Raw genomic sequence first — 14,820 nt, forward strand, 5'->3', positions numbered from 1 at the left:
GGGGCGCTCGTTCGTGTTTGTGGCCATTGCAGGCAGGCTGTACGACTATGGCAGATGAACAGATAACGCGAAGCGGTCGCTCCACCGCGGCGGAATCTCGGGCGTCCCAGAATGCGTCGTCCGCGATGCCATGGGGAGCGGCCCGCGCGGGCATCGGTCAGCCTCCGGTGAGCAGCCGCGCACAGAGGGAGACAAGCAGCGCCGGCAGCATGACGACGCTCCCCACCGCGAGGAACCGGAAGAAACCCACGTGCTCCCCTTCGCGGCGGATCGCCGTGAGCCACAGGATGGTGGCGAGCGATCCGGTGATGGACAGATTCGGACCCAGATCGACGCCGATCAGCAAGGCGTCGACGACACGCTGCGGACTATGTGCCTGCAGCAGCGTGGCACTTGCGATCAGTCCCGCCGGCAGGTTATTGATCACGTTGCTCGTGAACGCGATGGTTGTGCCCGCCAACGCGGCCGTGCCCGATGCGTTCTGTACGGTGGAGGTTTCCAGCATGCGGGCAAGCATGCGGATCACGCCGGTGTGATCCAGTGCCTCAACCAGCACGAAAAGCCCCGCCACGAGCGGCATCACGCTCCACGATACGTCCTTCAGCAGCGGCCAGGGTGCGGCGCGATCGCGCCACAACACGACCACGCTCGTCAGCACGCCGAGGATCGCCGTCGGCAGTCCCAGCTGCAGATCAAGCGAGGAGACCAACAGCAGGACAAGCGCCGTCACCCCGATGCCCGCGAGCGCGACGGGCCCACCGGCGGACAGGCCGACCACCGGCAGATCGGTTTCGCAGGTCCCGGCCAGTTCGCGGCGTTGTGACCAGCGCAGCATGATGAAAGTCACGACGATCGACGGCATGGATGGCAGCGCGAAACGCGCCAGCCAGCTGCCCAGCGCGGGCATGTGATTGCCGTACAGCACCAGATTGGCCGGGTTCGAGATCGGCAGCATGAAGCTCGCGGCATTCGCGATCAGCGCGCAGACGAACAGCAGCGGCAGCGGCGCAGTTTTCGCCTTTCTGGCCACCGCGAACACCGCCGGGGTTAGCACGACCGCGGTCGCGTCGTTGGACAGGAATGTCGTGGTCACCACGCCGACCAGATAGACCAACGCAAACAGCCGTCGTGGAGAGCCGCGGGCGTGATTTACCGCGAGCACGGCGACCCAGTTGAAGAGTCCCTCCCGCCTGCCAACCTCCGAGAGCAGCATCATGCCGGTGAGGAACAGATAGACATCGGTGCCTTTTGCGACCGCGTGCCATGCCAGGTTCACCGGCAGCAGGCCTAGCCCCTGGAGCAGGATGGCGCCCGAGACAGCCCAGATCGCCTCGGGCCAGTTGAACGGTCGGGCAATCACGCCAGCGGTCGCCAGCGCGGCAATGCACCAGGAAAGAAGAACGGGATTCATAGGTTCAAACTGTCAATGTGCGCGTGAACTGCCATCACCCGGTTGCGGTCACAGCACCGCGACCGGGTTTCGGCTCCGCTTCGGCGCGGCATGCATGCCGCACCGCGTGTCCGAAGCCCAGCCAGAGGGCAAGCGAGCCCGTTGACACCGCACCCAGTGCGAAGAACGCGCTCGCATATCCCAAGCGCTGCGCCAGCAGTCCGCCCAGCGCAGGACTGAGTGCGGCGCCGATGCCCTGGACCGTCATCACGACGCCTTGACCCACGTTCACGCGTCCCGAGCCCTGCAGCAGGCGCACGACCAGCGCCGGCACAACCACGCTCTGCAGGCCCGCACCCACGCCGTCCAGCACCTGCACGGGCCACACGCCCCACGCATTCAGCAGGGCCGCCGCGACCATGCCGCGTACCGGTAGCGCGAAGTAAGTGATGAGCATCACCCACCAGTAGCCACAACGAAGGATCAGCCGGGGCGCAAGCCACGCAGCGGCAACCATTACGAGCTGCGCAATCACGATGGTCTTCGCGGTGAACGCGCCCGGATCACCCTGATGCGCCGCGACGATCGCCATCCCGTAGAGCGGCAGCATCGCGGCGTTACCCAGGTGAAAGAGGGCCAGCGACGCGGCCAGCAGCAGCAAAGGCCGGCTGTGAAACAGGATCGCCAGACCACTCGCATGGCGGTCGTCGCGCGGTTGCGTCGACGTGTCCAGCCCGCGCGCGCAGTCGTGATCAATGGCGCTGCCGGGAATCAGCAGGACGCTCAGGATCATCAGCGCCCCGAAAACCGCGGCGAGGACGAACACCGCGCCCAGGCCGAAACGCCAGCCGAGCCAGCCCGACAGGGCCGCGCCGGCAACGTTGCCGCCGTGGTTAGCCACCTGGTTGCGGCCGAACTGGCGGTCGAATCCGCGCTGACGCACGATGCCGAGCGTAATCCCCGCCACTGCGGGACCGAGCAGAGCGCCTGTTACGGCGGCGACGATCTGTGACGCGGCGACCGACCAGAAGCCATGCGACACCCACAGCGCGAGAGAGCCGAGTGTCGTTATGGCACCGGCGACGATGATCACCGCGCGCTTGTGCGTTGTAGCGTCGACGAGCGCCCCCGCCGGAGAGGCCGCGATCATCCCCGCGATGCCGCCGAGTGTCATCACCGTGCCGATCGTGCCGGCGCTCCAGCCGCGGTCCAGCAGGAGGACGCCGATAAACGGCCCGACGCCGGCTTGTACGTCGGCCATGAAGAAGTTGAGCGCCTCGAGTGCGCGGGCCGGTTTCATGGCACTGACCGCTCAGGCCGTGCCGGCAGGATCGGCCGTGCTGTCGACGAGTTCGGCGATCTCGTCCACGTCGATCGTGCAGCCGTACTTCGTCTTCACGCCGCGCCCCCAGACCTGCACATGGATACCGGGGCACAAATAGTCAGCGAGTTCCGCGGCGGCGTGCGCCGGCATGCGCAGTGAGGTGCCGTCCGCGAGCAGCGCTCCGCGCACCTCGCCCTTTGGCCCGTGCAGCGTTAACACGACTTCTCCGGCTGCTTCCATCGGCCTGGGTTCGAGTTTCGGCGGTTCCTCGCCCTCGCGGCCCGGGCCGTTGTCGAGGATTTCCACGCCCTGGTCCGACGTGACCAGCACGGCTGCGATCACGTCGGCAACGCGAGGTTTGACACCCCGCACGCGCACGCGATCGCCAGGCGCGACATGCCGCGTGAGCTGTTTCGCCAGGTGGGGTGGGACATGGACCTGCCGGCGGTCATCAAGAATCAGACCGTCAACAACGCCATGCGGATTGAGCAGAAACTGCGAAACCCGGCCGCGGATTTGCGCAAGACAGGCGGGATCGATCCAGTGCATGGTTCAACGCTCCTTCAAAGGGGGAAGAAAATCGGCTGGTGCAGCGACTTACCTCGGTGCGCTGTCGTAGAGGCTCACCATCCGCCCCGGCACGCCGAACAGGGTTGCCTGAAGCGCTTCGCCGTACTGGTTACGCGTGCCATAGCCCGCCGCAGCGACCTCGATGCCAGGCTTCAGGAGGTCGATGAACTGTTGTGCGGCAGGCGGGGTGAGTTTTATGACCGTGCCGTCACGCAGCAGCACGCCGTCAGGTTCGCCACGCGGGGCCGTCGTCACCTGGAGAATCGTGCCGCGTGCGGTTAGCCGGACGAGGCCCGCACCACGCAAGGCCGGCGGCAGGCGCCCCGCATCGGGCGGGCCAGGTGGCTGGTCGACAAGTTGCTGGCCCGTACGTGCGTTCCGGATCTGCTGGGCCTTGATGTCCCCACTGCTGTCGCGCAGGCCGTCAACGACCACACGGTCGCCTGGCTGCACGAACTCGACGAGTTGTGTGCCCATGTGCGGCGGGAAGCTTACGAGCGTGCCGTCGTCCAGCAGGAAGCCGTCGACGTCGCCCTCCGGATTGATGGTGAAGCGGCGAACGAGGCCCTGCGCGACCGGCGTTAGCTGTAAGGGCATCGGCGCGGGCGCGGCGGCGACCGCCGGCTCGGGAGGCGGCAGGCCGGCTTGCACCGGAGGCGCGGGTTGAGCGGCGCACACCGTTGCAAGTGAAAGAAGGGCGAGCGCGGCTCCGACGCGCGCCCACGCCAGGGTGGGCCTCAACGGCGCCGATACGCGCAGTGGCGTTGAGGAGAGCAAGAGTGTTTGCATGACGGGCTCCGATCAAGGGACGCCGCATCATGTGCAACGATTATGCCAATGGGAAACTGTCAACCGGCATGGGCTTCAAGGCGAATTTCGACGCCGCATGCGTCAGTTTCGTTGACGCCGGGCGTCGGATTGCTGGACAGCTTTACTCGAGGCCGAGGTTCGCCATCCGCGTATAGAGCGATTGACGGCTGATGCCGAGTTGCCGGGCGGCCTCGGCGCGGTTGCCATTCGAGCGCCCGAGCGCCCGCGTGATGACGGCCCGTTCCACCTCGGCCAGCGCCGTGGCGAGGGGCTGATCGAGCAGCGTGGCGGGCAGCATGACAGATGCCGGCAAAGCGGCGCCTGACGGACTTGGCGCTTCTGCCAGGCCCAGATCCTGTTCGGTGATCGCAGGGCCCGGCGCGAGGGCAGCGGCGCGTTCCATCACGTTGCGCAGTTCGCGGACGTTGCCGGGCCACGTGTGCCGGAGCAATGCACGTTGCGCCCCATTGGTCAGGTGCTTTCGCCGCAGGCCACTGGCGAAGGCCTCCGCCAGGAAATGCGCTGCGAGCGGCAGGATGTCCGCCACCCTCCCGGCGAGCGGCGGCAGATGCAGCGGGATGACATTGAGCCGGTACAGCAGATCCTGACGGAACGTCCCTACGGCCACCATCGCGTCGAGATCGCGGTGAGTCGCGGCAATCACGCGGATGTCGATAGCCGCAGGCCGGTCCGCCCCCAGGGGGGTGATCTGACGCTCCTGGAGCGCACGCAGGACCTTCGCCTGCATGGGCGGTGGCATGTCGCCGATTTCGTCGAGGAACAGCGTGCCGCCGTCCGCTTCGGCGAGGCGACCCGCGCGGTCGGCAGCAGCGCCCGTGAAGGCCCCGCGCCGGTGGCCGAACAACTCGCTTTCGAGAAGCTCCGCAGGAATCGCTGCGCAGTTGACCGCGACAAAGGGCCCGGCGCGACGGGACGAAGTCTCGTGCAGCACGCGGGCCGCGACTTCCTTGCCGGTGCCGGTTTCGCCGGTGATCAGCACGGTTGCATCGGACTGCGAAGCGCGACCGAGGCGCTTCTGCACTTCTCGCATCGCCTCGCTGGCACCCAGCAGGCGTGCGCGGCCAGGCTGCGCTAGCACGTATTCATCACCGGCATCCGGTACGGCCGGGGCAACGCTCGCGCGGAAGATCTGCTCCAGCAGCGCGGCGATCCGGTCGCGACCCACCGGCTTGGTGAGATGGTCGAACGCGCCCAGCCCCATCGCGCCGATTGTGTTGTCGCTCGTCGCGTGGGCCGTCAGCATGACCACGGGCGTGATGCTTCGATGATCCAGCGCACGAAGCTGCTCGAGGACCGCGAGACCGTCCAGGCCGGGCAGGCGGAAGTCCAGGAACACACAGTCGAGCACGGTGCTGCCCGCGAGCGTCGACAGCGCGTCTTCGCCCGTCACCGCTTCCACCACACGATGACCGAGGTCGGTGAGCGTTTCCGTCAACCCTTCGCGAAACGCCGCGTCGTCATCCACTACGAGAATGGTTGCCATGGAATCTCGATTACAAAGCATGCGCCTGAAGGTGACTCGTCAAGGTATGCCCGCCCGCCGTGCGCCGAGGCGACTTCGCGCACGATCGAGAGGCCAAGGCCCGAGCCATCCGGCCGGCCTGTCACGAACGGCTCAAAAATGCATTCCCGCTGCCCGGGCGGCACGCCGGCCCCATCGTCAAGAACATCTATCCTGAGGCTCGGGCGGTCGCACTTGAGCTCCCGCGCCGCGACGACCGTGACCACCCCTCCTTCCGGAACATGGCGCAGCGCGTTCAGCAGCAGGTTATCGAGCGCGCGCCGCAGTTGTTCCTCATCGAACTGCGGCGGTGCACTGTCGACGCCTGGGCCCTGGTCGAATCTCGCGACCAGCGTGAGCGTGACCCGACGCTGCTGCGCGAGCTCCCGATGCGACTCGACGACCTTCGCGAGCCACGGCGCGATGCACACCGGCCTGGCATCGATCTTGATGGGTTGGGTCAACGCGAGCAGGCTGGCGACCTGCGACTCGATGCGGCCGAGCTGGTCCAGCATGAAGCGCAACGCCCCCTCCTGCCGGTCGCGACTACCGGCCAGCGCGTTCTCAGCCTTCAGCCGCATCGCACCGGCAGGATTGCGGATTTCATGCGCGAGTTGCGCGGCCAGTTTGCCGAGCGCCGCGAAGTGCTCCTCCCGGGCCAGTTTCCGGCCCAGATCGACCATTTGCTGCTGCAGGCGCTCATTGCGTTCGAGATACCGGTTCAACGCGCCGACGATCACGTCGAGGTCGCGTTCGCCCAGGTGCGCCAGGCGCGCCGGTCGTGCCGCATCGGTGCCCGGCTCTGCTGACAGCGCCAGCTCGAGCCGCGTCAACTTGCTCTTCCAGCGGCGCAGCATCAGCGTCACGGCGAGCGCCATGCCCAGTAATGTTGCCAGTATCCCGGCGAGCAGCCAGACCAGCGTCTCACCGTGCTGGCCGAGCGGCGGCCGGGTGCGGGTAAGCATCCACGCGAAAATGTTTTCCGCTCCGGTGACCGGACAGGCCACCGCGACTACCGCATCCGGGCCGTTAGAGATGACATTCGAGGCGGTGCCGTGCGTCGATGCCGACGAGCGGAGGGTATGCAGGATGAGGGGTGTCTCGGCGTCGGGGATGTCGCGCTTGATGCCGCTGCCTTCGTAGGTTGGAAACGCATAGGCCAGAAAGCCGGCTGACGCAATGCCGGGCTGGACCGCACGGCTCCAGAAGCCACCTTCCACACCCGGGGACTGCGCAAGCACAGTATCGAGCACCGCATGCATCAGATCGATGTTCGCCGCGGACGAACCCGCGAGCGACGCCGACCGGCTGTAGCGGACCGACACGGCATCGCACATCGAAGCGGCGTGCAGCCTCGCCGCGGCGATCTGCTGACTCTCACCCGATGTCGCCATAAACCAGATCAGCGCCACCAGCACCGCACAGATGCCTGCCACCAGTGCCCAGAGTGTGGCGAGTTGTGTTGAAAATGAAGGTCGGGTCATCCGGGTCGTCCGCAATACCGCACTCGCCGTGCAGACGCATTTCAGCAAGGTGCGCCGGGTTTGAGCACGGTGGCTCCATCGCGATGTCAGTCGCTCATCTTGTGCCAGACATCATAGCCGACCGCCCATTTGCGACAAAACCGGCAAGCGTGGGCATGTTCGCTTCCCGTATTTTGGGCTCGCCGAAACGAACGTTCAGCACAGCGGAAGAGCATGCTGACAACTTCACATGTAAACCGGACTGGATGGAGCGGACCTGACCTGACCCATTGGGATCGCCCGGTTAAGGCGAAACCCCGCCGCCTGCCGCGACAACCGCGTTTCTTCCTTGTCTTTTGGCCGCGTATAGCGCCAGATCCGCCGATTTCGTCAGATGATCCAGAGAGGAGGGTGGGGAGCGCCGGCCGGTCGCACATCCAATGCTAACTGTGAAAGGGGGAATTGCCGCAGATGACCCTGTCGGTCGACCGTATTCGACCTCCCGACGTATGGCCTCTCCGGTCTGAAGTGCGCCTGCTTCGTTTGTGTTGGGCAGCACGACAACAAACTCCTCACCGCCATATCGCGCTGCGAGTTCGCCACGACGACGCACGTGTCGATTGATACATTCAGCCAGATGCTTGAGTGCAATGTCACCTTGAGCGTGACCGTGCTTGTCGTTGTACTGTTTGAAATTATCTGCATCAACGAAAAGCAGCGATAAAGGATCGTCGGTGCGCTGCAGCCTTGCCCACTCGGTTTCCAGAACATCATCGAGGACGCGGCGGTTTCTGAGCCCTGTCAGCGGGTCGGTTTGCGTTAGATCCGTGAGCAGCACATGCGTCTTTGCGTGATCCCTCAGCGCGAAAGCCAGGAGCCAGACTACGGTGCCGAACGCGAGGCTTACAGAAAAGGCCGAAACTCCGATGATCCATGACAGTCGTCTCCAGGCGGCCAGGACGTCGCTTTTCGCGGGCGCGACGACAGCGATAAGCGGTGTGCCGGGAACACGCTGAAAAGTGTACAGACGCTGAACGCCGTCCAGGGACGAAGTGGCCGCATAGAAACCGGAATCTTGCGCCACCATACGAGGAAACGTGGGTGAGTGACCCAGGTTGACCATCCTGGCCTGGCTAATCGGGGGATTTCTGGCCACGAGCGTACCGTCTTCACGAACGATCGCAGTGATGCCGTTCGGCCCCACGTCCAGCTTGGCAAGAAGTTGTTTGAAATATCCGATGTCAACAGCAACAACCGCTACACCGCCAAATGAACCGTCGGGTCGATTCACTCTTCGTGTCATCGCGATTGACTGCGCACCCGATCGCGAACGTGCCCGGTAGACAGATGACACATAGAGTCCAGCATTCGCGGACTGTCGCTGCGCGATGAAGTAGTCCCGATCGCTGAAGTCCCAGGCATGAGAACTGGAGCAACAGCCATCGATTACCCGACCATGATCATCCGTGATTCCCATGCCGGTGACATAGGCGGCAGCGGTACGATTGAACAGCAACTCATGACGCAGGCCCGGATCCATAGCCTGAACTGCAGGATTATCCAGTGCAGTGATCAAACTACGCAGTGAATTGTCAGATGTTTCAACGGTCCGGGCGATGTTGCTCACAAGAACGGCGGTGACGTTTTTTGATGTTTCGTGAGCATGTTCGATGGCGGCGTCGCGAGATGCCCAAAGCGTGAACAGGCTGATCGCCAACACGCCTAGCGCCATTACGCTGCCTAGCGCCCCGACGACCAAAGCGTGGCGGCCTGCAAATACGGCGAATCTTCCGGTGGCGATAGAAGCGGACACAGTAAGGGCTATAGTCTCAAATACTAGGAGGAACGTCGTCGTGCGCAGTCGCGCAAGACTATCGAACCTGTATGGCGGATGCTGCGCAAACGAACAGCCAGTTGCTGCGAGTAATCGATGACCGGGTTTACGGCATAGGGCATGAAAGATAAAGTCCCCCGCGCCTTAAGCAACCGAGACCCTGGAAAGTAACAGCAGTCACTGAGCTAAAGGCGCGGTACCTGGGGCTCGGAAGCAACGGGATTTAGCCCGGTGAGAGTGCACGTCGAGAAAGCGCTACGCCTCGAGCGGCGCCCGGCTTTGCTGATTGTTCAGGCTGACGAACTTGCTCAGCAGGCGTATCAGGTTCACAGCGTCCTCCTCGGACATCCCTGCGAAAAGCGTGTCTCGCAGATCGCGCACGGACGGCGTCAGACGGGCCAGCATTGCCTGGACCGCTGGCGTGCGGGTAAGACAACGTTGTCGCCTCGGCAGCATCTCCCTGACGATCCAGCCTTTGTTCTCCAGGCGCGCGGCGATGTCCGCGGCAGTCGAGGTGTCGAGCGCCACCTTTTGTGCGAGCGTGACCTGGTCGAGCCCGGGGCATTCGTCGAGCATGCGGAGGATGGCGTACTGCACGGGGTGACGTCGCGTCCCAGCTTTTCGTAAAACATGGCCACCGCGATCTGGTGCGCGCGGCGGATCAGATGGCCGGGCTCTTCGTAGAGATCCAGAGGCGGTCGGTCCCCGTCAGCAACATTGCGTCTTTTCATGGCAAGGTCAGGTGTGATTCTTCGGCCAGCATTTGAATACCGCAACCGTTCAGGGAAAACCAGTATACCGTGCGCCTTGAAGCCCGCTAGGGGAAGATTTTCGCCGAGGATCTAGAGATGCTCGAGCGGCAGCAACAGAACCTGCTGGCGTGGCCGGATCGCCCGCTGGTGAAGCTCAAGATCAATGCCGGCGGTGAGCTGTCGCGCGAGGTGATCGATCGCCTGCTGGCCGGGGAGCGCGCGCGACAGGCCGGGCGTCCGGTCATGCCGACGGTGCCCGCGAAGGAGGCTCCGCGACCGCCGCGACGTTGATGGTCGAAGTCGTGCGCAAATTGGATAAGGCACGCGGCATCTGCGGCTTTGAATGTACGCGTGCAGAACATGCACCGTTGCCCGGCTTCAGCCCAGGCGCCCATATTGACGTGCATCTGCCGGGCGGACTCGTGCGGCAGTACTCCCTCAGCGGCGACCCGGCGCGCGAGGACCGATACGAGATCGCCGTGCTGCGCGATGCGAACGGGAGACGCGGGTCAATGGCGATCCAAGATCGCGTGCAGCAAGGTGACCTGATCGGTATTGGCGAGCCACGCAACCATTTTCCGCTCGATCCGCAGGCAGGCCGACACCTGCTCCTGGCAGGGGGAATCGGCGTGACACCGGTCCTTTCCATGGCCGCGCATCTGCACACACTCAAGGCGTCGTTCGGTATGCACTACTGTACGTGTTCACGCGAACAGACGGCGTTCGAGCATCGGCTGGCGGGCTCTCGCGCAGTTCGGGCAACGGCGCAAACCCCGTGAAATCAGAGATAACGGTGACGCCCGGTTATCTTTGCTACCCAGAGAAATGCTATCCGGCGAACGCTTTTTGCGCGTACTTGCTGGTGCAGCCCAGCCGACTTGTACACCATGACGACTTCTGGCCGCGAGACCGCCCATTGCGCTACAGCTTTGGGTGAAATCGTGCGTCGCGAAATACTGGAGTTGACTGCGTTACTCCGGAAAGGCTAAAAAATTACTTTAAATTCGCCCAAGTTCTTCGCTTGGTCAAGCAAGAAGCCCTGTTGGCCGCGCCACCGGAGCCGATCGGTCGTACGACCGCGTCTGACAGTCCTGGATTGTGTCAGCGATGCCAATGATGGCGCGCGATGTGCAGATTTAAACGGTCGGGCTTTGCACGATCCGCTGCTCGATCAATAGTCTTCGACAGCGCGACGTGCGCCGAAGCCAGCCATGAGGGGGGAAGGCTTTGTCGCAATACGGGATCTGCCAAGCTGAAGTCCCGAGGACGAACGATCTGATCGATGAAGCAGAGCCTGAATCCGGCTGTAGCGAAGGTGCTCAAGCGCCTGCACTATCCGCTTGATGTAATCCTTCTGTGCGTACGCTGGTACGTTGCGTATCCGTTAAGTCTGCGCCACCTCGAGCAGATGATGGCCGAGCGGGGAATTTCGGTTGACCATTCGACCGTGCATCGCTGGGCGCTCAAACTGTTGCCGGTGCTGGAGAAAGCGTTCCGGCGCGGCAAGCGGGCAGTCGGCAAGAGCTGGCGTATGGACGAAACGTACATTCGGGTCAGGGGCGAATGGAAATATCTGTATCGCGCCGTGGACAAGGCTGGCAACACGATCGATTTCCTGCTGCGAGCCCATCGTGACAAGGTTGCGGCCCGGCGCGACTTCGAAAAGGCGATCGCGCAGAACGGCGAGCCGGAGACCGTGACGATTGATAAGAGCGGATCAAATCTGGCGGCGCTACAGGCGCTCAATGTTGAACGTGAGACGCCGATCAGGATCCGCCAGAAGAAGTACCTGAACAATGTCATCGAGCAGGATCACCGTGCCATCAAGCGTCGCACCCGGCCGATGCTGGGGTTCAAGAGTTTTCGATGTGCACGCATCATACTCGGCGGCATCGAGTTCATGCACATGATCGTCAAAGGCCAGATGAAAGACGGCGGCATCGCGCAAACTCCCGCCCAGCAGTTCTACTCGTTGGCTGCATAAGTATTCCTCATCATCTCGGATTTGTTTGACTCGACTTCCTTATCGCGACAAAACCCTGGGACATCGTGTACGCAGCTGCGAGCGCCGTGGGTCTCACAATCGACAAGGAAATTGCTATCCGGATAGCCGCAGTCTGCGATGGCTACCTTTACTTCGCTCATTTCATTACGGAGAAGATGCTGTGGTGCGCGTTCGATGACGCACGATTGGTATCAGATGTCTCATGAGACCATTTTTTCGCTAACCTGAATATCTCTATCGATGGTATCAGCGCACTGTTGAAGCGACCGTACGAGCAAGCCACCCGGCATAGGGGCGATGAGTACGAAGAAGTGCTTTGGGCCACAGCCGACTCCGAATATTTGGAGCGCTACGCCAAGGCGATGTTCTCATCATATGAGTACATCATGCGTCAGCGTCGCAACCGAATGGCACTCGACTACGATAAATTCTGCGCGCGCATTCGGAAACTCCGCACGCCCAGTTTTGGCGCAATTCTGGTCGTAGACGCGAACGACGCAGGACTTTACACATATCGCGAGAGGATGCTGCGAGGTTTTGTACGGATGCAAGCGGAAGCGCACGGTATTGAGCTGGCTGGCGAGAAAATCGATCAGACGGTCAAACAAACGATGGGGGTGCCGTCAAGCCTTAGCCGTGGCTACTACGCTTCGGAGCCGCCGCCAGGGATCCACTGGGATCGGGAGCGGCGAAAGGATGACGACTCCGATGATCAGTGATCGAGGCCTACGACGACGCCCCGTCGGTGATTGGCTTGCTACAGAGCCTCTTGATAGCCCGCTACGACGCGATGTGACTGCCCGGAGGCACACATCTCGGTCACTCCAGTTGTTGCGATGTAAACGTCGGCAATCAGGCGTCCAACCGCCATTTGCGTTGGGGCTGTGGGGTCGAAAACGCGTCGTCCAACCTGACCTTGCTTCTGGTCACAAGCGCCTGTTAAGCGGCGCTTGTGTTCAATTCGTTGTCTGTAACTATTTCCTTGAACGGTCACACGGACGCTGCCTGGACCAGGCTAACGGCCGTCCGAAGGGTTGGCTACGTAACAGCGTCGCTGGATGTGCGATGAGGGACTGCCGAAGGGGCGCCGTTTGACTTACCGAAGTGGCGAAGGTCAAGCGAAGTTAGCCACCTAAAGCCGTAGCGCGAATGAAATCATCAGCGTCGACCATTTCCCGACTTGACTATTGGCGACATCCGTTTAACCTTTGGAACCAATTGAGTGCAACCCGTCACCACGATTCTGCTGAACGACATGACTGCTTTAGTGCGAGCCGCAGGCCTCGCCGGCTACGAAAGCCTGGCGCACCGACTCGGGTTAGATCCGGCACGTGAACTGAATCGCGCCGGACTTCATGCCACTAGCCTCGAAGATCCCGATGCCCTGATTCCCTATATGTCGGTCATTCGTCTACTGGAGCGCTCCTCGCAGGAAAGTCGGTGTGACGACTTCGGCTTGCGCCTTTCGGAGTCTCAGAACATTGAAATTCTGGGCCCGCTCGCGGTGCTCATGCGTCACGCGTCTACCCTGGGCGATGCGCTTCAACTGGCAGCCCGGCATGTCTTCGTGCACAGCCCAGCCATTTGCTTCGGCCTTGATTCAGTGGACGGTGACCCCGCATCGGTGGATCTGAGTTTCGAAATCAACATACCTCGTCGGCCACCGTCTGCCCAAACGATTGAGCTATCGCTCGGTTTGATACTCAGGATTTTGAGGATGCTAGTCCCCCGTGGACTCCGGCCGATGTGCGCGCGCTTTCCCCACGCGCGCATTGCAAAAGCGGCCGACTATCAGCGCGCACTGAATTGCGCCTGCGCGTTTGGTGTCGAAAGAGCCGCCATCCGTGCGTCCGCGCACGATCTCGATCTGCCGCTTGCCGGGCATAATCGATTGCTTCTCGAAATGGCCCAGAGTTATCTGGACCAGCACTACGGTGAGCCAGAGCGTCTATTGTCGGATCGCGTGCGCGATCTCGTTCGCCGGTTCATGGGCACGTGTCCCATGTCGCAAAAGGCTGTGTCTGACGATCTCAACATCCATCCGCGCACACTGCAACGCCGGTTACTGAAAGAGGACCAGACCTTCGACGCAATCGTGGACGAGGTTCGGCGAGAGCGTCTGAGCGAATTGCTAAGCCGATCGCCGTCCCCCACAATGACACAGATCGCACTGATGCTCGGCTATTCCGAGCAGGCCGCGCTGACTCGCAGTTGCCACCGTTGGTTCGGATGTGCGCCTACAGAACTTCGACGGCGCTATCGGCGCGAAGCACGCTAAGGGCCGCGCTCGCAAGCACACATCCCGAGAATATAGCGGCTCAGTGGCTGCCACGCGCGGGCTCAACGGTATTCGACGGCACGCGGGATCAGGTCGATACGATCTTCATAGGTATCGAACGCGCCCTGTCGCAACCTGTAGATCGACACAGCTGGCAGCCCCCACATTACTGCCTCGAATGCGCGTTGATACTTGAGCTGATAATCGAAGACCTTAATCGGACAATAGGTGCCTGACGGAGGTTGGCCGCCGAGCGGTTCATGCACACACTGAACGATAGTGGCCGCAGGCATCGCTGGCCTCGTTGACGACTCGTCACCTGCTGCGAACGACACGTTGTTGACTGCAGCGATTGCGCCCGCTGCGGTTGAAATCATGAACTGACGACGATCCATAGTCTCCAGTCGGTAGAGCACGGGTACTGCTGAATAGGCGGCTGCACGAGCTGGGAATCGCGCAGCCGTAGAAGCGAATTTCCAAAGGGCCCGCTGTCGAGCGCTTTAGTCGACCTCGACAAGATCATCAGGCTTCCACGTGCGGTCAAAGTAAGATACTTCCGGCCCGTAGAGACGGAGCAGGAAGAACCATCCTTTGCCAGGGACGGTCCGCACCCAGTTCGCTTCTTGCCCGGCTGGAATCTTTGGTCCGAAGTACAGATCGATGCTGCCGTCGCCGTTCGGCCTGGGGTGGGTGAACGCGGAGATACGTGAGAATGGCGTTCCGTTAGTCGCCTCGGCGTAATGGAAAGAAACGTAAAGCGGACAGAAGGCAGAAACTCTGCGCTGGTGTTCTGGTACCGGCTCTTTTCCGTGCTCGAACCAACGCAACGCTCGAGGGATGGCATTGAACGCTGCCTGGTCTTGTCCCGGACA

The 14,820-nt window shown here is 62.4% G+C and carries 13 protein-coding genes and 2 pseudogenes; 5 read left to right on the forward strand and 10 right to left on the reverse strand.

Annotated elements, in window-relative coordinates; all coding sequences use genetic code 11:
- Positions 1-157: 157 nt before the first annotated feature.
- The 8 genes and pseudogenes from A3CW_RS0112855 to A3CW_RS46140 form a co-directional block, all read right to left on the reverse strand.
- Positions 158-1,411: an arsenic transporter gene (locus A3CW_RS0112855; protein WP_028203943.1), complete on the reverse strand. Its 1,254-nt coding sequence runs from the start codon at positions 1,409-1,411 to the stop codon at positions 158-160.
- Positions 1,412-1,445: 34 nt separating this feature from the next.
- A complete protein-coding gene (locus tag A3CW_RS46135) occupies positions 1,446-2,690 on the reverse strand; it encodes an MFS transporter (protein ID WP_051481430.1) in 1,245 nt (414 codons plus the stop codon).
- 12 nt (positions 2,691-2,702) lie between these two features.
- Positions 2,703-3,263: a hypothetical protein gene (locus A3CW_RS0112865; RefSeq protein WP_028203944.1), complete on the reverse strand. Its 561-nt coding sequence runs from the start codon at positions 3,261-3,263 to the stop codon at positions 2,703-2,705.
- A gap of 48 nt (positions 3,264-3,311) precedes the next feature.
- Complete coding sequence (locus A3CW_RS0112870; RefSeq protein WP_035512869.1) at positions 3,312-4,073, reverse strand: hypothetical protein; 762 nt, start codon at positions 4,071-4,073, stop codon at positions 3,312-3,314.
- A 142-nt stretch (positions 4,074-4,215) separates the two neighbouring features.
- Entirely contained in the window at positions 4,216-5,598 is a 1,383-nt protein-coding gene (locus A3CW_RS0112875; protein WP_028203946.1) for a sigma-54-dependent transcriptional regulator, read from the reverse strand.
- Positions 5,580-7,100, reverse strand: a complete 1,521-nt coding sequence (locus A3CW_RS0112880; RefSeq protein WP_028203947.1) for a sensor histidine kinase — start codon at positions 7,098-7,100, stop codon at positions 5,580-5,582. Before A3CW_RS0112880 ends, A3CW_RS0112875 begins: the two co-directional genes overlap by 19 nt.
- A 283-nt stretch (positions 7,101-7,383) precedes the next feature.
- Entirely contained in the window at positions 7,384-8,892 is a 1,509-nt protein-coding gene (locus A3CW_RS0112885) for a sensor domain-containing diguanylate cyclase (RefSeq protein ID WP_028203948.1), read from the reverse strand.
- Between the two features lie 276 nt (positions 8,893-9,168).
- Positions 9,169-9,644: pseudogene (locus A3CW_RS46140) on the reverse strand (MarR family winged helix-turn-helix transcriptional regulator).
- A gap of 90 nt (positions 9,645-9,734) precedes the next feature.
- On the opposite strand from A3CW_RS46140, the pseudogene A3CW_RS0112895 reads away from it, so the two are divergent.
- The 5 genes and pseudogenes from A3CW_RS0112895 to A3CW_RS0112920 form a co-directional block, all read left to right on the forward strand.
- Positions 9,735-9,956: pseudogene (locus A3CW_RS0112895) on the forward strand (aromatic ring-hydroxylating dioxygenase subunit alpha); the annotation flags it as partial.
- Complete coding sequence (locus A3CW_RS46145) at positions 9,956-10,444, forward strand: ferredoxin reductase (protein ID WP_211254059.1); 489 nt, start codon at positions 9,956-9,958, stop codon at positions 10,442-10,444. The pseudogene A3CW_RS0112895 and the gene A3CW_RS46145, both read left to right, overlap by 1 nt.
- Before the next feature lie 503 nt (positions 10,445-10,947).
- Positions 10,948-11,649, forward strand: a complete 702-nt coding sequence (locus A3CW_RS0112905) for an IS6 family transposase (RefSeq protein ID WP_028203950.1) — start codon at positions 10,948-10,950, stop codon at positions 11,647-11,649.
- A gap of 278 nt (positions 11,650-11,927) precedes the next feature.
- Positions 11,928-12,389, forward strand: a complete 462-nt coding sequence (locus tag A3CW_RS0112910; RefSeq protein WP_028203951.1) for a hypothetical protein — start codon at positions 11,928-11,930, stop codon at positions 12,387-12,389.
- A gap of 503 nt (positions 12,390-12,892) precedes the next feature.
- Positions 12,893-13,948 carry an AraC family transcriptional regulator gene (locus A3CW_RS0112920; RefSeq protein ID WP_051481431.1) on the forward strand — a complete coding sequence of 352 codons (1,056 nt, stop codon included), beginning with the start codon at positions 12,893-12,895 and terminating at the stop codon, positions 13,946-13,948.
- A 62-nt stretch (positions 13,949-14,010) separates the two neighbouring features.
- Here A3CW_RS0112920 and A3CW_RS0112925 read toward each other — a convergent pair whose 3' ends face one another.
- Together A3CW_RS0112925 and A3CW_RS50905 are read right to left on the reverse strand one after the other, a co-directional pair.
- Positions 14,011-14,343, reverse strand: coding sequence for a hypothetical protein (locus A3CW_RS0112925; protein ID WP_154677926.1), 333 nt, complete (start codon positions 14,341-14,343; stop codon positions 14,011-14,013).
- 105 nt (positions 14,344-14,448) lie between these two features.
- Entirely contained in the window at positions 14,449-14,775 is a 327-nt protein-coding gene (locus tag A3CW_RS50905; RefSeq protein ID WP_245623629.1) for a DUF1214 domain-containing protein, read from the reverse strand.
- Positions 14,776-14,820: the final 45 nt, after the last annotated feature.

The organism is Paraburkholderia nodosa DSM 21604 (genome assembly GCF_000519185.1).
Taxonomy (GTDB): Bacteria; Pseudomonadota; Gammaproteobacteria; order Burkholderiales; family Burkholderiaceae; genus Paraburkholderia; species Paraburkholderia nodosa.

Excerpts from the sequence above, each read along its gene's own strand:
- A3CW_RS0112855 (WP_028203943.1), bottom strand. The coding sequence starts at position 1,411 with ATGAATCCCGTTCTTCTTTCCTGGTGCATTGCCGCGCTGGCGACCGCT.
- A3CW_RS0112925 (WP_154677926.1), bottom strand. The coding sequence starts at position 14,343 with ATGGATCGTCGTCAGTTCATGATTTCAACCGCAGCGGGCGCAATCGCT.
- A3CW_RS46135 (WP_051481430.1), bottom strand. The coding sequence starts at position 2,690 with ATGAAACCGGCCCGCGCACTCGAGGCGCTCAACTTCTTCATGGCCGAC.
- A3CW_RS0112880 (WP_028203947.1), bottom strand. The coding sequence starts at position 7,100 with ATGACCCGACCTTCATTTTCAACACAACTCGCCACACTCTGGGCACTG.
- A3CW_RS0112875 (WP_028203946.1), bottom strand. The coding sequence starts at position 5,598 with ATGGCAACCATTCTCGTAGTGGATGACGACGCGGCGTTTCGCGAAGGG.
- A3CW_RS0112870 (WP_035512869.1), bottom strand. The coding sequence starts at position 4,073 with ATGCAAACACTCTTGCTCTCCTCAACGCCACTGCGCGTATCGGCGCCG.
- A3CW_RS0112905 (WP_028203950.1), top strand. The coding sequence starts at position 10,948 with ATGAAGCAGAGCCTGAATCCGGCTGTAGCGAAGGTGCTCAAGCGCCTG.
- A3CW_RS46145 (WP_211254059.1), top strand. The coding sequence starts at position 9,956 with ATGGTCGAAGTCGTGCGCAAATTGGATAAGGCACGCGGCATCTGCGGC.
- A3CW_RS0112865 (WP_028203944.1), bottom strand. The coding sequence starts at position 3,263 with ATGCACTGGATCGATCCCGCCTGTCTTGCGCAAATCCGCGGCCGGGTT.